Source organism: Nonlabens sp. (genome assembly GCF_018401815.1).
Taxonomy (GTDB): Bacteria; Bacteroidota; Bacteroidia; order Flavobacteriales; family Flavobacteriaceae; genus Nonlabens.
Genome location: NZ_JAGYKG010000001.1, coordinates 279,824 through 298,367, shown reverse-complemented (window position 1 = coordinate 298,367; position 18,544 = coordinate 279,824). Strand labels below are relative to the sequence as shown.

Here is an 18,544-nt window from a genome sequence, read left to right as displayed (position 1 = left end):
CATCAGTGAGTAATTCGCAATTGTAAAGTCTTTAATTTGTACTTTTGCCAAATAATTGAAAACGTTATAGTACCTTAATAGTTATGGCAAAATTTGAACTAAAATTACCTAAAATGGGAGAGTCTGTAGCTGAGGCTACTATTACCTCATGGCTTAAGAATGTAGGCGATACCATCGAGATGGATGAGCCTGTATTAGAAATAGCCACCGATAAGGTAGATAGTGAAGTGCCTAGCGAGGTAGAGGGTACCTTAGTAGAGGTTTTATTTCAAGTAGATGATCTCGTTCAAGTAGGACAGACTATCGCTATTATAGAAATAAACGGGGAAGATAGTGGAGACACTCCTGTTGCTGCAACCTCTGAATCAGCATCTAGCGCAATAGAAGTGACTGCTGCTGCAGCTGAGGTTGAACACCAAATCAAACAAGTGACCGAAAGCGTGAACTATGAAGATAGCGATGCTTTTTACTCACCACTTGTTAAAAATATTGCCAAAGAAGAACAGATTTCCCTTTCAGAATTAGAGGCTATTTCTGGTACTGGAAAAGATGGTCGTGTTACTAAAGATGATATTTTAAAGTATGTAGCCGATAAGAAATCGGGTAAAGTAGCAACTACTTCTACAGCGACTAAATCTCTAGCAGCTCCAGCATCACATGCTGCGGCTCCTAAACAAGCTCCTACGGCAGCTCCTGTTTCTGTAAATGGAGAAGACGAGATTATAGAAATGACACGTATGGGGAAACTCATCGCTCATCACATGGTAGCATCGGTACAAACTAGTGCACATGTTCAAAGTTTTATAGAATGTGATGTTACTAATATCTGGAACTGGAGAAAGAAACATAAAGACGGCTTCAAACAAAGAGAAGGTGAAAACTTAACTTTTACGCCTATTTTTATGGAAGCGGTAGCCCAAGCTTTAAAAGAATTCCCGATGATGAATATTGCTCTTGATGGAGATAGAATCATCAAGCGTAAAAACATCAATTTAGGGATGGCAGCTGCCTTGCCAGATGGTAACTTAATTGTGCCTGTAATCAAAAATGCAGACCAATTGAACTTGGTAGGCATGGCAAAATCTGTAAATGATCTTGCCAACAGATCAAGAACTGGTAAATTAAAACCAGACGATACACAAGGTGGAACCTATACGGTAACTAATGTAGGTACTTTTGGATCTGTGTTAGGAACTCCTATAATTAACCAGCCACAAGTTGGAATCTTAGCTCTTGGAGCGATAAGAAAAGTTCCTGCAGTGGTAGAAACTCCAGAAGGAGACTTTATAGGTATACGAATGAAAATGTTTTTGTCCCATAGTTATGACCATAGAGTAGTCAACGGAGCGCTAGGTGGACAATTTGTACAGCGAGTAGCGCAATTGTTAGAGGGTTTTGATGTGAATCGAACATTTTAATTAAATAGAAGAATATTCTTTATACATTTTAAGCCAGTTCTTGTGAACTGGCTTTTTTTATGTTGGGTAATTTGAACGGCTAGCTTTTTTGCTATAGCACAGGAGTACACCTATAGTGGTGGCAAAGCCTATAAGGGTTACTCTTTTGGGATATGAGTATAGCGCTGTACTAATTATTTAAAATGCATATGATTGATTCTAGGTTAAAATACCCTCTTAAAATCTTACCTTTGCTGTATGGAAAAAGACCTCTACCTAGATCAATTAGATTATTTTAAAGGAGCACAAGTACTGCATTATTTTGAGTTTCTAGAACCTCAAGAAATAAAGGATGAATACTTTGCAGTTCATGAAATTCATGCTATTGTAATTTGTGATTACGAAGGAGAGGAGACCATGTTATTTTATCTTGATGATGGTCTTGAAGTAGCACTAGAGTTTGAATTTCTGATACCCAAACAAGCCAAAGAAAAAACAATTGAAGATTTTCCTGGTATGGATATACAATGGAAAAATAGGTAATAGAAAGTTTAAGATTTTTAATTAAATTGGACTTAGGTATGTTTAAGATACAACAGTTCATATTTTTTGGCTATCCGAATATTTTCGTGATGGTTTAAAACATGTTCTCTTGCAGTTGTGCCAATAGAATGTAAGACTTCCGGGTTTTCTATCAAATAAGATAGTTGGTTGACAAGATAAGCGACATCTGGCTGGGCATCGATAACGGGTACGGTATTTAAACGATGTGCTTTTAGATAAACAGGCCCCCCACCAGAGAAAACAACTTTTCCTTGCGCCATTGCCTCTAGGGCATTGTAGCCTTGATCATAGCATAAGACCTGATCTAATAGGATATGTGCCTTTTTATAGGAGCTTATGTATTGTTGATACGGCAAGCTTTCTGCACTAGTGATGTTTATTTTTTCTCCGTATTTCTCTTTAATAATATCTAAAGCATGTTCAAAATAGTTGATTCCTTTTTTCCAATAATTTCCGCGATTAATCCCCATGAATATTTCTATGCAATCTAGTTGTTCATTTAGGGATAGTTCTAATTTTGAATAATCAATAGCAGCTGGTATGATCGCTGTTGCTTTAGGTTGTCCCTTTAATGCCATGGCATAATCTATATTGCTAGGAATCACGCAAGAAGATTTTTTTACCAGATGTAGGTAGTTCTCTCTATAGCCGTTTCCTAAATATTTATAAGTATGAAAGAGCTCCTTCTTCTTTCTGGGATCTTTTTTCACGGCCTCTAAGATGCTATAACCTTCGTGTTCTTCGGTCAGATATTTGGCATATTCATAATCGTCACCGCAAGCAATAAGTATAGATGTTTTATTGTTTTCCAATAAAAAGTCGATCATTTTACGCTCTACCGAAGGTTCACAATCAAATGCATTAGAATTGATGAATTGAACGATGTCGTAATTTTTTAGTTTATTTTCGCTTTCGCGAAAGCGAGCTAATTTCAATCGATCTTCTAAATTATGCCCTGTAAGTTTCCACCAACCCACTTTTATTTTGCGGTGCAACCAACTTTGTTCAAAATAGGAACTACTTACTTCTATGTCTACAGGAAAGCGTTTAAAACCGTCGCCATCTCCTAGGATATGGACGTCATGACCTAATTGTTGTAGTCCCTGTTTTAAGGCATTATGAAAACCGCTGTATTCACCTACCAGCAATATGCGCATATAGAAGTATCTTTGGGGTAAAGATAAGCAGTTGTCCAATTATAAAAACACAGATTTAGAAATTCTCATTGCGACCATGAATCGCAGTGACTTGTCTTTTCTTGAAATGATGTTTCAACAACCTCTTGCAGCTATTCAAGCTTCTATTCTTATTGTGAATCAGTCAACAAAGACCGTTTTACAAAGTCCGTATGAACACATACGGGTTTTAAATTCTCCATATTTTGGATTGAGTAAAAGCCGTAATCTTGCTATGAATCATGCGGTAAAGCCTCTTTGCTGGTTGCTAGACGACGATTGTGTTGTTCTTAATAATTCTATAGATGAGGTGATTTCAGCCTATAACCTATATGATTATGACGTGCTGACTTTTAAAACCCAAACGCTAGAAGAAAACGATTTTTATAATTACGAGGATCAATTTAAAAATCATAACAAGAAGTCCATTATCCCGATATTATCTCCAGAAATCACATTTAATAGAAAATCTATTTTAATTGCTGGGCTAAAGTTTGATACTAGATTTGGCTTAGGGGCACAGTTTCAAGATTCTGAAAACTATGTATTTCTAGATAGCGCCCTTAAAAAGAAACTTCAGATAGGCTTTGTGCCTCAAACCATAGTTCAACATCCGGCAACTACAAGTAGCGACGATGTAGCGTCTAATCGAGTTATCTATGCTCGTGGAGCTATCGCAGGGAGAAGAAACATCATAACAGCTGCCTTTTACCAATTTAAATATGTTTTTTTTCTTTGGCGTAATGGCCATGTAAAGTCCTTTGTTGAATTATGGGAAAAATTTATGGTATTTCAACATGGCGCAAATGATTACTTAAGCGGCTTTGAAGGTCATCGTATAAATCACCCTAAACAATAGTATCTTTGAGCAATGGATTATAAAATCATAGACATTCCTAAAATAACAGACCCACGTGGTAATCTAGCGGTACTGGAAAAAGACACCATTCCGTTTAAAATCCAGCGTGTTTATTATTTGTACGACGTTCCTAGCGATTCTCATCGTGGTGGTCATGCCCATATCGAATGTATGGAGTTATTAATAGCTATTTCTGGTAGTTTTACGGTAGAATTAGACAATGGAAAAGAAAAACAGACCCTTGTTTTGAATAAGCCCAATAAAGGCCTGTTAATTCCAACGATGGTCTGGAGAGAGCTCTCAGACTTTTCTAGTGGTGCTATGTGTCTTGTTTTGGCTTCTCACGAATTTGAGGAACCAGACTATATCAGAGATAAAGCGGTCTTCTATTCTAAGACCACCTTAGGTTTTATTTAATAGGCATTAATTACCTGTTCGGAGATGCCATCCCAGATTCCCCAAAATCTTTTGAGTGTGTTTTAAGGATTTAAGCTGCAGCCCGCTCATGAGTAAAAGTTTTTGTTGTTTGAGGCTTAAATTTCTTAAATTGATTTTTTGTTGATAAAAAGCAGCATTTCTGATGTCATTTTCCATTCTATAAGCAAGTGCAATAGAAAAACGATTCAAGTCTAGGTATTTTTGTAATCCTTGATGTTTTTTGATTTCGGCCTCATAACAAGAAAAATCTGGTAAACACCTGTTGTTCATATCGGTTTGATCAGAGCGATTTTCTGCTGTTTCATCGATAATTGTGGTTACTCGAAAACTGAAAGCTACCTTCAAATTCATTCCTATCTTGGTGAACCAATCGATGTCTTCAAAATGGGTTACTTGCTCATTAAAAAAACCCACTTTTTCAATAGCTTCCGTTTTAATCATTAACGTAGAACAAGTGCATATACTATTTAAGTAATTGTGCTCAAAAAAATGTTCTAAAAGTTGGTCCTTTTCATTTTTAAAACCGCTCCATTGGGTTTCTAATGTTTTACGAGATCTTTTTAAATTATAATTTGAGGCGACAGCTTGTGCTTCAGGGAATTTGGTAAATAGTTGTGTCAGTAAAGAGAGGTGATTGGGCCACCAGTAATCGTCGGCGTCAAGAAAGGCAATGCCGTCGTAATGTTTGTCAATTGCAAATTTTAACGCGCAGTTACGAGTAGCACTAACCCCTGTATTCTCTTGAGAATAAATTAAAATTCGGTCACTTTTAAAATGTTTGATGAGGTCTAAACTTTCATCGGTGGAGCCGTCATCGATAATTAGCAGGTCAAAATTTGTATAATCTTGATTACATACACTATTAATAGCACGTAATATGGTAGCTGCTTTGTTAAAAAGGGGTATGTGAACGAGTATTTTGATAATTAGAATGTTATGGTGTCTGTAAGGAGTGTTGCGCTTTTGTCATTTTTAAATTCATTCATTGTGGTTATGCGTTGGTGCAATAGGTCTTCGTCAAAAGCTTGCTTCATTAATTTTATTACAGCTTCTTTCCACTCTGTATTAGAGTTGACCATAACTACATGGTCAGAGATGGATTTTTCAGTTGCCATGTCTTTGTTTGCGACAACATGCCTTCCTGAGAATAAAGCTTTCAATAATTTTAGTTTCAATCCGCTTTTTTGAGAAGCATGCATCAAATGGATGTGGGCATTTGCGATAAGGTCATTTAACTGATTCCTATCTGGATCGCGCACTAATGTAACATTATCTTTTTTAGCACAGAGCTTTTGTAGTTCAAAAGAGGGTTTTTTACCCGCAATAATTAATTGATGATCGAGATCATTGAAAATATGCGCTACTAGAAACCTAGCGCTATGGTCGTTTTCACTCACGTTCAAACTTCCGTGAAATAAGCTGTAATTTCCATTCCCTAAAAGGCTTGTCACTTCCTGGTCTGTATGAAATGCACTTATCTTTTTTACTTTTGGTAATGTATAGCTAGCCTTAAAATAAATTTGATCTTCGTCTGATATAGGGGCTAAAACTTGAGCGTTTTCTAGCACCGACTCATAGCGTTTCAAGCGATCGCTCTCTGTTTGAAAAAAAAGTTTTTTTGTTGAGGAACTATGTTGAGCTAGTTTTTTATAATATTCATGTTCGATATTATGACATCTTACTATTTTAAAACGACTCTTTAAAGACTCATGATTTAAGTAATAGCAAGTATGCAAGCCTTCAAATAAAATAGGAGCATCAGTCATTTGCAAACGGTACAGTAGTTTTTTACTTCTTCTAGAATACACAATATAAGGTAAATGGCTAGAAATCCCGCAAAATCCTAATTTGCGGCGGTAGTAATACACTTCCTTGCAGTACTGTTTAAGTTCTTCTTGAGGAAGTCGGTCACTATATTGATAACAGTGTAGGGTGATTTCAATCCCTTGTTGGTACAATGCCTTTATTTTATAAAACACATCGATAACACCTCCGTAATTTGCCGGAAGCGGAATGTCAAAACTTATAATATGCAGTTCGCGTTTCAAACAGCTTTTTGTACGACCTCAAATATTTCTCCGTCGTCACACTTTAGTGTTTTGGCAGGATATTTAAGAATTAATGCATAATCGTGAGTAGCCATAAGAATGGTATTTCCGTTTTTATTGATTTGTTGTAAAACTTCCATTACTTCTACACTGGTTTGTGGATCTAGGTTTCCGGTAGGCTCGTCTGCAATGATTAATTCTGGGTCATTTAATAATGCTCTAGCTATAGCGACGCGTTGTTGTTCCCCACCAGAAAGTTCATGAGGATATTTAAAACCCTTAGTTTTCATACCCACTTTATCGAGAACTTCTTCTATACGCATCATCATTTCTTTTTTTTCTTTCCATCCAGTTGCCTTGAGAACAAACTTTAAATTATCATTGATCGTGCGGTCTGATAATAGTTTAAAATCTTGGAAAACAACCCCTAGTTTACGACGTAGGTGTGGGATTTCCTTTTCGCGCAAGCGGGCTAAATCAAAATCAACAATCATTGCTTCTCCTTTTATAAGGGGGATATCTCCGTATAAAGTTTTCATTAAAGAACTCTTTCCACTACCTGTTTTACCTATTAAATAGACAAATTCCCCTTTCTTAATTTTTAAGTTGACATTTTTTAGAATCAGGTTATCCTTTTGGAAAACATCTACTTTACTTAATGATAAAACGTGATCGGACATAAAAAAGTTAATTTGATGTAAAGTTAATCAAGATGTGGATAAGATTATGAATAATTAATGAGCTTTTAAGGCGTTCTATCTTTGGAAATCATAATTTTACTTTAACAATTAGAATCCTTCTTATTATGAGAAAACTAGCAATGACGCTGTTGTTTGTATTGAGTTTTACTACGATTGCTGCCGCGCAACAGTCCAAAATATTTACTGATGATCTCACTACCTACAATCAAGCCTTGGATCTTTATCAGGAAGATCAATACCTCGCTTCACAACGTCTCTTTGAAAAAGTGATGGAGGTATCTAAGGATGAAGTAGTAAAAGGTAATGCTGCCTACTACATAGCAAATTGTGCCGTACGACTCAACCAACGCAATGCCGACTACTTAGTAGAGCGTTTTGTAGAACAATACCCAACTTCCACCAAGAAAAATTCTGCGATTATAGATGTGGCAGATTATTATTTTAATAATGCTAATTACAGAAAAGCGGCTATATGGTATCAAAAAGTAGCGGTGGAAACGCTTTCGCGAAAGCAAATCAATCGGTATTATTTCAATACAGGCTACACTTTAGTGCAGTCCAGAAAGTACGATGAGGCGAAGTCCTTTTTTAATCGGGTAAGTGATGATAAGGAGTATGGAAGTAAAGCAAAATATTATCTGGGATATATTGCCTACGAAGGTGATGAGTTACAAGAAGCTAGTGATCTTTTTGATGAAGTAGGCGCTTCTCCAGAAACAGATGAAAAGCTTTCTTATTATCAAGCAGATTTAAATTATAAATTAGGAAGGTTTGATAAAGCCATTGAGCTTGCTAAGACACAATTGCCTAAATCTAATCGCAAGGAGCAATCAGAATTAAACCGAATTATAGGTCAGTCACTTTTTAATCAAGAAAAGTATCAAGAGGCATTGCCTTATCTCATAGAGTACAAAGGAGTTCGTGGTCGCTGGAATAATAACGATTACTACCAGTTAGGATATGCCTATTACAAGCAAGGTGACTTTGAGAAAGCCGTAGAGACGTTTAATAAAATCATTGACGGTGTCAACGCTACCGCCCAAAATGCTTACTATCATTTAGGACAAAGCTATATCAAATTAAACCGAAATGAAGATGCACTCAATGCCTTTAAAAAGGCACATGAGATGGGTCTTGACGATCAAATTTCTAAAGATGCAGCTTATAACTACGCAAAGCTGAGTTATGAAAATGGCAACCCTTACCAGAGTGTTCCTGCTGTGATTCTTCAGTATTTAGAGGCGTATCCCGATAGTGATAAAAGCCAAGAAATGAATGCTTTGTTAATCGATTCTTACTTCTCTTCAAAAAATTATCAAGAAGCTCTCAAGCTATTAGAAGACGGAAGAATAAAAGGAAATGAAGAGGTTTATGGAAAAGTAGCTTTGTTCTATGGACTTAATTTATTTACCGCTGGAGCCTATAAAGATGCGTTAACCAATCTAAACAAGGCTATTGATTATATTAGTGACGCAGAATTGAAGAAAAGAGCCCTTTTCTGGAAAGCAGAAAGCAGGTATGAATTAAATGACTTTGAAGGTGCTTCCGATAACTTTAAAAAGGTGCAGGCTATAAATACTCCTATAGAAGAAGATGATTTACTTAACTACGATATGGGGTATGCCCAATTCAAGCTTAAAAAATATGATGAAGCTATCAAATCTTTTACTGCTTACTCTCAACAAGCTTCAGCCAAAACCAATACGCTGCGCCTTAATGACGCTTACTTAAGAATAGGAGATGCCAACTTTGTGACAAAAAATTACTGGCCAGGAATGGAGGCTTATAATAAAGCAATAGAAATGAATGGTTTTAATGCAGATTACGCTGCTTTTCAAAAAGCAATTTCCTACGGTTTTGTGCAAAGGAATGAACGCAAGATTGAAGATTTGGAAGAATTCATTACTAAGTTTAGAACTTCAAGTTATCGCGATGATGTGCTGTATGAATTAGGAAATACCTACATCAATACCAATCAAACTGCGCAAGGGGTTATTACTTACGATCAACTTATCAAAGAATATCCTAAAAGTGGTTACACTTCACAAGCGATGATGCGTAAAGGACTGCAATTGTATAATGAGGGCAAATTGGAAGTCTCTCTGACAGTGTTCAAACAAGTTGCTGAGAAGTATGCAGGAACACCACAAGCGGTGCAGGCAATCAGTAGTGCCAGACAAGTGTACATTGATCAAGGACGCACCAATGATTATGCAGTATGGGTGAGAGGTCTCGATGGAGTAGAGGTGACGGATAACGAGCTGGATGATACGGCTTATGAAAGTGCTGAGCAGCCATTTATCCAAGGGGATATGAAGGGTACGGTAAGGGAATTGACTAAGTACCTACAACAATTCCCAAATGGTAAGTATGCTTTAAAAGCGCATTTCTATCTAGCACAGGCGCAATTTTCTCAAGATAAAAAGCTCGAAAGCATTGTTCATTATGACTACGTTATTAGCAAAGAGCGCAGCGAGTTTACCGAGCAAGCACTTGCGAGACTTAGTGAAATTCACTTGGAGACAAAAGATTATGTAAAAGCGATTCCGGTATTAAAGCAACTCGAGCAATTAGCAGACTTCCCTCAAAATGTGATTTATGCACAATCAAACTTGATGAAGGTGTATTATGAAACAGAAATATATCGAGAGGCGGTTACCTATGCTAATAAAGTTTTGAGCGATTCTAGTATTGAAAACAACGTAAGGTCTGATGCAGAGATCATCATCGCTCGATCTTCTTGGAAACAAGGAGATGAGGCAGCGGCAAAAGCTGGTTATGAAAAAGTAGCGAAGACTGCTACTGGAAGTCTTGCTGCAGAGGCAATCTATTACCAAGCTTATTTTGAAAATAAAGAAGGAAAACACGAAGCGGTAATTACTACGGTAAACGGATTGAGTAAAAACTATGGAGGTTATAAATTATGGAGTGCTAAAGGCTTGGTGCTTATGGCGCAAAGTTACCATGCGTTGAATCAAACCCTTAATGCAACCACTATTCTCGATGCTGTTGTGGCCAATTTTAAGCAATACCCTGATGTGGTTGCAACAGCCCAAAATGAGCTTTCTAAAATTAAAACGGAAGCTGCAAAAACAAATTCATCTGTCATACCGACAAGTCAAAACTAGCAACTAATGAATTTCAATATAAAAAACACCATTCTTGCTGTCGTTGCTTTAACTGCAACCATCGCAATTGCTCAAACCACAGAGGAAGAGGAGAACAAATTAAATGGAGGGACGATTACACTCGTTAAACCTTATGATCCTTCTATTAGTGATGCTTTTAAAGTAAAAAGCAATCCTACTTTTAGTGACACTACTAAGGTTAAAAAGAAACCGGTTACTTATAGTATTTTTTCAGTTCCTGTAGCCAGTACTTTTACGCCTGCAAAAGGAACCCTCTCCAGATTAAAACCTGCTAAGAGGGATAAATACTTTAAAAATTATGCGAGACTAGGTCTAGGTAATTATGTAAATGTATTGGGTGAATTTGCCGCTAACTTTGAAGTAGATAAAGACAGCGATCTGGGTGTTTTTTTTAATCACAACTCTTCTCAAGGCGGTATAAATGAAGTTATTACTGATGACTCTTATTCAGACACCTCTTTAGATGTTTCTTATGGACAGCACAACAGAGAGATGAACTGGGGAATTACTGCTGGAGCAAGATATCAAGGAGCTAATTGGTATGGAGATTATGAGAATACAACCAACCCAATAACAGAAGATACTGATGTAGGATTCAACTATTTGTCTTATGGTCTTGGTGGTAAGGCTACTTTTTTTGATGGTGTTTTTAAGGATATGGATATCAACTTAAGGGGAACGACTTCTAGTTACGATGCTAGTGAGATACGTATTAGCGCGTCACCTCAATTTGGTTTTGATATTATGGAAACTGAAGTTGCCCTTGGAGGAGAACTAGATTATTTAAGCGGTAGCTTTGACACACAAGGATTGATTCCAGCTCCAGAAAACTACTCTTATTTAAAAGTAGGATTGAACCCGGGCATCCATCTTTATGGGGATCACTATAAAGTCAAGTTAGGAGCAACAGTGAATTATTTAAACAACAACGAGGCTTCAGAAAGTGATGTATATGTATATCCAGATATAATTGCTAGTTATATAGTAGTTGATGATCTGTTGATTCCTTATGCTACTATTGGTGGTGGTCTGGATATGAATTCTCTTCAACAATTTGCCGAGGAAAATGTATTTCTAGCCCCAGCAGTTACTGTAGCCCCTACCAACAGATTAGTAGATGCGCAATTAGGTGTTAAAGGAAAACTCTCTGAAAATTTTGGTTACCAAGTATTTGGAGGTTATAAAATAGAACACGACAGGTATTTTTATAATAAGGATATTGGAGCACTATTCACTGCAGGAGTGGAAGCTTATCAATATGGCAATGTATTCTATACGCAATATGCTGATTTGAATACCACTCATTTCGGAGCTAGCTTAAGCTTTGATGTAACTACAGCTTTCAACCTGACCTTAAATGCGACAGGTTTTAGTTATGAAGTACAGAATGGCGATTCCTTTAACAATGTGGCGTCTCACTTGCCAGAATTCACAGCAGACCTTGTAGGTAACTACCAGATCACCGATCAATGGAATGTAGGTACTACCCTCTATGTTGTTGGAGAAAGAGAGGCCTTTAGAAATGGTGTAGGAGCTGAAACTTTGGACTCTTTTATAGACCTTAACCTAGATATCAATTACAAAATCAATCCTAAGTTAACAGCTTTCTTGCGCGGTCATAATTTAACAGGGGGTACCTATGAATATTACTTAGACTATCCAGTTCAGAATTTGCAGATTCTCGGAGGAGCGGTTTATAAATTTGATTTGTAAAGTTTCGCTTTCGCGAAAGCGGAATAAATATAAAATAGTTCCATATAAAACTCACTCTAGAAATTTAGAGTGAGTTTTTTTATGCCGCTTTATTTCAAAGGGCAGAACTAAATACAACCTAAATCGACTAGATTTCAAAACCATAAAATCTTTCGATCAAGACTCGTCAGCGATTGTTTTACGCACCTATGCCTACCTTAGTTTTGTAAAACTACATCAGGCAGATGCTGTTACTAACGGAAGTAGTGGTTAAAATGAGTTCGTTGATTAGAATTACAAACTTTTCGAATAATTGCTTTAATAAAATTTACAACCTATTTTTAGGGCATGAAAAAGTTTTTAGTTTTCTTAATGATTAGTTGTGTCGTTTCTTGTCAACAAGAACCTCAGCCTACTGCAGATCTTATTATTAAAAATGCAACTATTTACAGTGTAGATGATGCATTTTCTAACGCTTCTGCTATGGCTGTTAAGGACGGTAAAATCGTTTTTATAGGCTCGGAGGAGGAGTTGGATAGAGAAAATTTGATCGCTTCTAAAACGGTCGATGCTTCTGGAAAGTTTATATACCCTGGGTTGATAGATGCGCATTGTCACTTTTACAGATTAGGTCAGCAAGCACAACGAGTAGATCTTGTAGGTACTGCTAGTTATCAAGAAGTGCTGAACCACATTCAGGAATTTCAAAAAGCAACCAATAAAGCCTTTATTATAGGTAGAGGTTGGGATCAAAATGATTGGGAGGTTAAAGAATATCCAACTAACAAAGAACTCAACAAACTCTTTCCAGACACGCCGGTGGCCATAACAAGAATTGATGGACACGCCATGATTGTAAACGAAGCAGCCTTAAAAATGGCTGGTATTGATACCAACACTTCATTTTCTGGTGGTGATATAGAACAGAAGGATGGGAAACTAACAGGCATTCTTATCGATAACCCTATGAACCTGGTTAGAGGTATTTTTCCTGTTGCAAGCCTTGAAGAGGATATAGAAGCTTTAATGGATGCGCAGGATATCAATTTTAGTTATGGGATAACTACGGTAGATGATGCTGGATTGATGAGGTCTACCATTGAATTAATAGACAGCCTTCAACAAGCAAAAGTTTTAAAGATGAAGGTCTATGCAATGATCAGCAATACTCCTGAGAATCTAGATTATTATTTAAATAAAGGCATTGTTAAAACAGATCGATTAAATGTGCGGTCTGTAAAGTTTTATGCTGACGGTGCATTGGGAAGTCGTGGTGCGGCTATGAAAGAATCTTACTCAGACAGGCAGGATCATTTTGGCGCTTTGTTGAGCAGTGTCGACGATCTTGAAGCGGTGGCCAAACGCATTGCTGCAACAGCATATCAAATGAATACACACGCTATAGGAGATAGCGCTAACTACGTGGTATTAAAAACCTATAAAGATTTACTAAGCGATCAAAAGGACAGGAGGTGGAGAGTAGAGCATGCACAAATTGTCGATCCTGCAGACTTTGAATTTTTTGATGAAGAAAATGTGTTGCCTTCAGTGCAACCTACCCACGCCACCAGTGATATGTATTGGGCAGAAGATCGAGTAGGAGAAGAGCGCATCAAAGGTGCTTATGCTTATAAGAAACTACTTCAACAATCTAAAATGCTAGCTTTAGGAACAGATTATCCAGTGGAACAAGTAAACCCATTTTTGACCTTTTATGCAGCTGTTTCTAGAAAAGACACCAGTGGTTATCCAGAAAATGGGTTCCTCGCAGATCAAGCACTTTCTAGAGAAGAAGCACTAAGAGGAATGACTATTTGGGCGGCTTATTCTAATTTTGAAGAAAATGAAAAAGGCAGTTTAGAAGTAGGAAAAGCAGCCGATTTTATATTATTGGATCAAGATTTAATGACTGTGCGAGTAGAAGAAATACCGCAAATGAAAGTACGCGCCACTTATTCTAATGGCGAACTTGTTTACACTGCTAAATAATACTATCAATTTGAATAAGTCCTGTTGATCATTATTCAGTAGGACTATTTTCTTTGAGTTTCCAGTCCAGGTATTTGTGTAAGTCGGTCTCTATCCAGCCAGTTACAAAAGAAATTACAGTAAGGTCATCTATAAAACCTAGTCCTGGGATAAAATCAGGAATCAAATCAAGTGGCATAAAAATATACAATAGCGCTGTGGTAATCGCAGCAATGGTAAACCAAGGGATATTATTATAAACTCCCTTACGGAAATCCTTGATCATCATAAACATGATCTGCGCAACCTTGACCTGTTTTTTTAGAAAGCCAGAATGCGCAATCTTGGCAGAGATACTTTCTTCTTTTTCGATGGCCTCATCTACGTCTTCTATACTAGTTTGTTCGACCGCGTCAAGGGTGTATTCCTCGTCTGGGAGGCTTGTTTTTTTTCTAAATAATCTCATGTCGCAAATAGTTGATTCAAGTCTTTGAAAGATTTGAATTCTAATGAATTACCGCTAGGGTCTTGGAAGAACATGGTCGCTTGCTCACCTGGCAATCCTTCAAATCTTATATATGGCTCAATTATAAATTCTACGCCTTTTTCTTTTACCGCTTTCGCGAAAGCGTGAAAAACATCCCACTCGAGAACCACACCAAAATGTGGAACAGGAACAGCTTTTCCATCTACAGCATTTATTGCTGCTTTTTGAGCTTCTTCGGTAACATGAATGACTAATTGATGGCCAAAGAAATCAAAGTCCACCCAATGATCAGAGCTGCGACCTTCTTTACAGCCTAAGGTATCGCGATAAAAATCACGAGTGGTGGTGATTTCTTTAACAGGAATGGCAAGGTGGAAAGGAGTTAATTTCATTTAATTTCTTTTATTGGAATATAAAAAATAAATAATTGTTACCACTATCTTTTCAATAAGAACAAGTAAAATGTCTGAGAAGTTTTTATTGTGGTAGGGAAATCTCGTCAACATTTGATTTGGTACCTATAAGATCAAATAAGAGTGCATATAAGAACAAAGCATAGGTAGAGTTGTGAAATTGTTGTCGGCAAAGGCCCTAGTCGTCATTTTTTTAAACAAAAAGCCAGCTTAAAGATAAGCTGGCTCATTAAAATAGGTGTGATTATATTTATATAATACCATCTACGATCCCGTAAGCAACAGCTTCATCAGCTCCTAGCCAGTAATCGCGATTAAAATCTTTCATAACTTTTTCAAAGGTCTGGCCACAGTTATCAGCAAGTAATTGCGCACTCAATTCCTTAGTTTTCAGAATTTCATTAGCAGTGATTTCGATATCTGCACTAGTTCCACGAGCACCACCACTAGGCTGGTGTATCATGACACGACCGTGTTTTTGAATCAAGCGACGTCCTTTTTCACCACCAGAAAGCAATATAGACCCCATGGATGCAGCAAGACCGCTGCATACCGTACTTACAGGACTTTTAATTTCTTTCATCGTGTCATAAATAGAAAATCCAGCAGTGACATAACCGCCTGGGCTATTGATCACAAAAGTGATTTCTTCATTGTTTAATGAATCTAGGTACAACAATCTATCCACACAGTGTCTGGCGGTCTTCTCATCTACCATTCCCCAAATAAACAATTTGCGTTGTTCGATGTAGATTTGGTCTATTTTATCTTGGAGTTTTACTTCTTTACTCATTCCATTTTTATTTGGCGTTAAAAATAAGGAATCTTAAAAAAAAAACGGATGATTTAACAAGACTATATCGTCTCTTCTTGTTGGCCGTATTCATTCTTGTACATTTTTACCAATAGTAAAAGCAAACTTACTAGAAGTGGTCCAAAAATAAGACCTATAAAGCCGAAAAGTGGCACGCCTACAACAACACCAATTAGAGTAACTAAGGGATGCACGTCTGCTAGACGTTTTTGCACAACAAGTCTAAAAAGGTTATCTGTAGACCCCACCACTATTAGTCCATAAATTAAAATCCCAATTGCTGCGCTGGTTTGCCCTTGAGAAAATAACAATATGCAAACGGGTAAAATTCCTATAGCAGTTCCTACAAAAGGTATCATGCTTCCTATAGTGGTAATGACAAACCAAAACATGGGGTTTTCGACACCAAAAATCAAATAACCTACTAACGCAACCACGCCTTGAAGTAAGGCAACTAGAGGAATTCCTATGGCGTTAGATTTTACTAAATCAATACTTTCTTTACCTATGGTATTTAGATTTATTTCGTTAAGGGGCATGTAAGTGACAGCTGCTTTTAGCCATTTTTCTCGTTCCACTAGCATAAAGTATAAAAGGAAGAGCAAGATCCCTACAGAAATAAATACAGAAAGGCTCGAGTTGGCTAAATTTTGAATGTTTTTAGAAATCCAGTTGCTCAACTCACTAGAATTTATATGTTGCGATAAATTTATTCCAATAAGGTCTCCTGTTTTGGCTGCTTCTGTTTTAAAGGCATCAATAATCTTTGTGCTATGTTGCAAAGTAGTTTTTACTTTTGCGCTCATCATTATTCCTATTCCGGCAATAGGTAACAGAATAATTAAAAAAGACAAAGAGATCAAAAAGGAGGAGGCCATAGCGGGGCTCCATTTTTTCTCTTCCAGCCATTTTTGTAAAGGTTCTAACAATACATAAAGAGTAATCGCTCCTAAAACACCTCCTAAATAAGGAACTAATTCTTTTCCTATTAGGATAATAATGCATAAAATGACCAATAATGTAAAGAGCTGCCGTATCTGATTAGTAGGTATCTGATTAGTCATATGTTATAGTGATTATGCAAGATGTTGACAAGCTTTATTTTTCCTAACTTTAAAGTAAAAATTTAAGAAAAATAAATGAGCTAACACAAATTGAGTTACATTTTATTTAAAAACTTAACGATTTCATCGATAACCTCTTGGGTATACAAGCTGTGACCACCAGTTTTTGAGCTGTATGTTGTGGCATTAGGCATTGCGGAAGCAATTTCTTTCATTGCTTGAAAAGGAACAATAAGGTCATTAGGGTTGTGAATCAATAAGGTTGGGGCACTAATCTTTTGAACAAAGTCGGCTGTATTAAAATCCTTTATAAAATAACCAAAATTATTTTTGAGTAAATCATTCAAGCTCTTGTAGACGGCATCGTTAAAACTTACTAGAGCTTGATAATTTTCCATGATTACTTCAAGTCGATTTGGGCTTCCCAGTAGGATTAATTTTTTTACGAAAGCGTGCGGGCTTTTTGACTCTTGAAAAACAGTAGCCATAGCTCCTACACTATGAGCAATTACTATTTGGGGTTCATATAATTCAATAGTAGTCTTGATGATTTTAGAATACTTGACTGCTGTAAATAAACTTCCGTCAGTAAGTCCATGGGCGGGAGCATCAATACTGATGATGTTATAGTCTAATTTTCGTAAAGGATCCACAAGATATTTCCATCTAAAGCTGTTGGACTCCCAACCGTGATTGAGTAGCACCGTTGGACCAGTTCCCTTCCAGTGGTACAACATAAATAATCCGTCTTCAAAAGCTATTTGCTGAGTTCTTGCCGTGGAAAGAAAGTCTTTTTGGTGTTCTAAGACCTTGCCCTTTCTCGGAGTACTAAAAACCTCAAGAGCAACCGCTGCTGCCTTTTCTTTAGAGAACAGGTGTAACGCATTAAAATAAAAGCCATACAGTTTAGGTATGGCTTTTTGTAGTATTTTTTTCATGAAGAAGTACTTACCATGACACAAACATATATTGGGGAATCGCCTCTGCTGGAATCATTGTTATTTCAATAGAAGCACTAATATCAAATTTCACATCGGCAGGCAAATAATCTTTCGAAATAGAGAAATAGAAATTCTCATCGTTTACCCAAACAACTGCATCATCGATCATGTTGTCCACACTGCTTATTTTGTAGGCAGCACTAATGTCTTTGTAACTGCTGTTTTTAGTGATTCCTTTACTGGTGATAAATCGCTCGTCACGTATAATGATGTTTTCTATCGTTGCGGTACTGTCTAATGCTTCACTTGGTGTGAGCGTTAATAGATGCGCTCCACCTTTTTCATAGACTTCAATAAGGTTGGCACCATTGCTGAACTCATCTCCTTTTAATTGCCTCACGATACTGTCATTGGCATAAATACTGTCCAGTTGATACACTTTCATGCCTTTGGTAAGATGACCTACGCGTTCTTTATTCCATTCAAATGGATCCTGACTTTTAGCGCAACTAGCTAATATGACAACTACTGCTACTAATGCTACTACTTTTTTCATATTGTTGTTTAAGAATGTAAAATTACAATTGCTGTTCCAACTACGCGAGTTTTGGTTTAACTATTTTAATAGGTTCCCAACTATTTTAATTCTCAAATTGTTTTTACCATTCACCAAAATCCTTCATAACTCCTTTTCTAGATGATGTACTGATAAGTTGCTTCACGCTAGGATGCTGACACGGGCTCGCAGGTGAGCGATAAGATTTGCTGATTGTTGCATTTTTACCCGCCGTTTTTTCTTGGTACTTTCTGCATTTTCCTGATCGATTTTTTCTT

Annotated in this window: 17 protein-coding genes; 7 read left to right on the top strand and 10 right to left on the bottom strand. The window is 36.9% G+C overall.

What is annotated here, in order from left to right; genetic code table 11:
* The first annotated feature begins 83 nt into the window (after positions 1-83).
* Together KG732_RS01395 and KG732_RS01390 are read left to right on the top strand one after the other, a co-directional pair.
* The gene (locus KG732_RS01395; protein ID WP_213520490.1) at positions 84-1,418 is read left to right on the top strand and encodes a dihydrolipoamide acetyltransferase family protein; all 1,335 of its coding nucleotides are present in this window, start codon (positions 84-86) and stop codon (positions 1,416-1,418) included.
* 237 nt (positions 1,419-1,655) lie between these two features.
* Positions 1,656-1,940, top strand: a complete 285-nt coding sequence (locus tag KG732_RS01390) for a hypothetical protein (protein WP_213520488.1) — start codon at positions 1,656-1,658, stop codon at positions 1,938-1,940.
* 32 nt (positions 1,941-1,972) lie between these two features.
* On the opposite strand, the gene KG732_RS01385 is transcribed toward KG732_RS01390, so the two are convergent.
* On the bottom strand, positions 1,973-3,118 hold the full coding sequence (locus KG732_RS01385; protein ID WP_213520486.1) for a glycosyltransferase family 1 protein: 1,146 nt from the start codon (positions 3,116-3,118) through the stop codon (positions 1,973-1,975).
* Positions 3,119-3,149: 31 nt separating this feature from the next.
* Between KG732_RS01385 and KG732_RS01380 the strand changes: the two genes are divergently transcribed.
* Positions 3,150-3,995 carry a glycosyltransferase gene (locus tag KG732_RS01380; protein ID WP_213520484.1) on the top strand — a complete coding sequence of 282 codons (846 nt, stop codon included), beginning with the start codon at positions 3,150-3,152 and terminating at the stop codon, positions 3,993-3,995.
* Between the two features lie 12 nt (positions 3,996-4,007).
* On the top strand, positions 4,008-4,412 hold the full coding sequence (locus KG732_RS01375; protein WP_213520482.1) for an FdtA/QdtA family cupin domain-containing protein: 405 nt from the start codon (positions 4,008-4,010) through the stop codon (positions 4,410-4,412).
* A 6-nt stretch (positions 4,413-4,418) separates the two neighbouring features.
* Here KG732_RS01375 and KG732_RS01370 read toward each other — a convergent pair whose 3' ends face one another.
* From KG732_RS01370 to KG732_RS01360, 3 genes are read right to left on the bottom strand one after another with little or no spacing between them, the layout of a single operon-like run.
* Positions 4,419-5,339 carry a glycosyltransferase family A protein gene (locus KG732_RS01370; protein ID WP_367271478.1) on the bottom strand — a complete coding sequence of 307 codons (921 nt, stop codon included), beginning with the start codon at positions 5,337-5,339 and terminating at the stop codon, positions 4,419-4,421.
* 20 nt (positions 5,340-5,359) lie between these two features.
* Complete coding sequence (locus KG732_RS01365; RefSeq protein WP_213520480.1) at positions 5,360-6,481, bottom strand: glycosyltransferase; 1,122 nt, start codon at positions 6,479-6,481, stop codon at positions 5,360-5,362.
* Positions 6,478-7,161, bottom strand: a complete 684-nt coding sequence (locus tag KG732_RS01360; RefSeq protein ID WP_213520478.1) for a cell division ATP-binding protein FtsE — start codon at positions 7,159-7,161, stop codon at positions 6,478-6,480. The genes KG732_RS01365 and KG732_RS01360 overlap by 4 nt, the downstream gene beginning before the upstream one ends.
* Before the next feature lie 125 nt (positions 7,162-7,286).
* Between KG732_RS01360 and KG732_RS01355 the strand changes: the two genes are divergently transcribed.
* From KG732_RS01355 to KG732_RS01345, 3 genes are all read left to right on the top strand, one after another.
* The gene (locus KG732_RS01355; RefSeq protein WP_213520476.1) at positions 7,287-10,310 is read left to right on the top strand and encodes a tetratricopeptide repeat protein; all 3,024 of its coding nucleotides are present in this window, start codon (positions 7,287-7,289) and stop codon (positions 10,308-10,310) included.
* Positions 10,311-10,316: 6 nt separating this feature from the next.
* Complete coding sequence (locus KG732_RS01350) at positions 10,317-12,044, top strand: TonB-dependent receptor (RefSeq protein ID WP_213520474.1); 1,728 nt, start codon at positions 10,317-10,319, stop codon at positions 12,042-12,044.
* Positions 12,045-12,371: 327 nt separating this feature from the next.
* Entirely contained in the window at positions 12,372-14,012 is a 1,641-nt protein-coding gene (locus KG732_RS01345; RefSeq protein WP_213520472.1) for an amidohydrolase, read from the top strand.
* 31 nt (positions 14,013-14,043) lie between these two features.
* Here KG732_RS01345 and KG732_RS01340 read toward each other — a convergent pair whose 3' ends face one another.
* The 6 genes from KG732_RS01340 to KG732_RS01315 all read right to left on the bottom strand — a co-directional run bounded on the left by KG732_RS01340 (position 14,044) and on the right by KG732_RS01315 (position 18,266).
* Positions 14,044-14,457, bottom strand: coding sequence for a YkvA family protein (locus tag KG732_RS01340; protein WP_213520470.1), 414 nt, complete (start codon positions 14,455-14,457; stop codon positions 14,044-14,046).
* Entirely contained in the window at positions 14,454-14,870 is a 417-nt protein-coding gene (locus KG732_RS01335; RefSeq protein ID WP_213520468.1) for a VOC family protein, read from the bottom strand. Before KG732_RS01335 ends, KG732_RS01340 begins: the two co-directional genes overlap by 4 nt.
* Positions 14,871-15,141: 271 nt before the next feature.
* Entirely contained in the window at positions 15,142-15,684 is a 543-nt protein-coding gene (locus KG732_RS01330; RefSeq protein WP_213520466.1) for a ClpP family protease, read from the bottom strand.
* A 62-nt stretch (positions 15,685-15,746) separates the two neighbouring features.
* Complete coding sequence (locus tag KG732_RS01325) at positions 15,747-16,769, bottom strand: AI-2E family transporter (RefSeq protein WP_213520464.1); 1,023 nt, start codon at positions 16,767-16,769, stop codon at positions 15,747-15,749.
* Between the two features lie 95 nt (positions 16,770-16,864).
* A complete protein-coding gene (locus KG732_RS01320; RefSeq protein ID WP_300980265.1) occupies positions 16,865-17,707 on the bottom strand; it encodes an alpha/beta hydrolase in 843 nt (280 codons plus the stop codon).
* A gap of 10 nt (positions 17,708-17,717) precedes the next feature.
* Positions 17,718-18,266: a hypothetical protein gene (locus KG732_RS01315; RefSeq protein ID WP_213520462.1), complete on the bottom strand. Its 549-nt coding sequence runs from the start codon at positions 18,264-18,266 to the stop codon at positions 17,718-17,720.
* Positions 18,267-18,544: the final 278 nt, after the last annotated feature.

Coding starts and splice junctions, on each gene's coding strand:
- KG732_RS01340 (WP_213520470.1), bottom strand. CDS start 14,457: ATGAGATTATTTAGAAAAAAAACAAGCCTCCCAGACGAGGAATACACC.
- KG732_RS01375 (WP_213520482.1), top strand. CDS start 4,008: ATGGATTATAAAATCATAGACATTCCTAAAATAACAGACCCACGTGGT.
- KG732_RS01355 (WP_213520476.1), top strand. CDS start 7,287: ATGAGAAAACTAGCAATGACGCTGTTGTTTGTATTGAGTTTTACTACG.
- KG732_RS01335 (WP_213520468.1), bottom strand. CDS start 14,870: ATGAAATTAACTCCTTTCCACCTTGCCATTCCTGTTAAAGAAATCACC.
- KG732_RS01395 (WP_213520490.1), top strand. CDS start 84: ATGGCAAAATTTGAACTAAAATTACCTAAAATGGGAGAGTCTGTAGCT.
- KG732_RS01390 (WP_213520488.1), top strand. CDS start 1,656: ATGGAAAAAGACCTCTACCTAGATCAATTAGATTATTTTAAAGGAGCA.
- KG732_RS01325 (WP_213520464.1), bottom strand. CDS start 16,769: ATGACTAATCAGATACCTACTAATCAGATACGGCAGCTCTTTACATTA.
- KG732_RS01315 (WP_213520462.1), bottom strand. CDS start 18,266: ATGAAAAAAGTAGTAGCATTAGTAGCAGTAGTTGTCATATTAGCTAGT.
- KG732_RS01360 (WP_213520478.1), bottom strand. CDS start 7,161: ATGTCCGATCACGTTTTATCATTAAGTAAAGTAGATGTTTTCCAAAAG.
- KG732_RS01330 (WP_213520466.1), bottom strand. CDS start 15,684: ATGAGTAAAGAAGTAAAACTCCAAGATAAAATAGACCAAATCTACATC.
- KG732_RS01320 (WP_300980265.1), bottom strand. CDS start 17,707: ATGAAAAAAATACTACAAAAAGCCATACCTAAACTGTATGGCTTTTAT.
- KG732_RS01350 (WP_213520474.1), top strand. CDS start 10,317: ATGAATTTCAATATAAAAAACACCATTCTTGCTGTCGTTGCTTTAACT.
- KG732_RS01385 (WP_213520486.1), bottom strand. CDS start 3,118: ATGCGCATATTGCTGGTAGGTGAATACAGCGGTTTTCATAATGCCTTA.
- KG732_RS01345 (WP_213520472.1), top strand. CDS start 12,372: ATGAAAAAGTTTTTAGTTTTCTTAATGATTAGTTGTGTCGTTTCTTGT.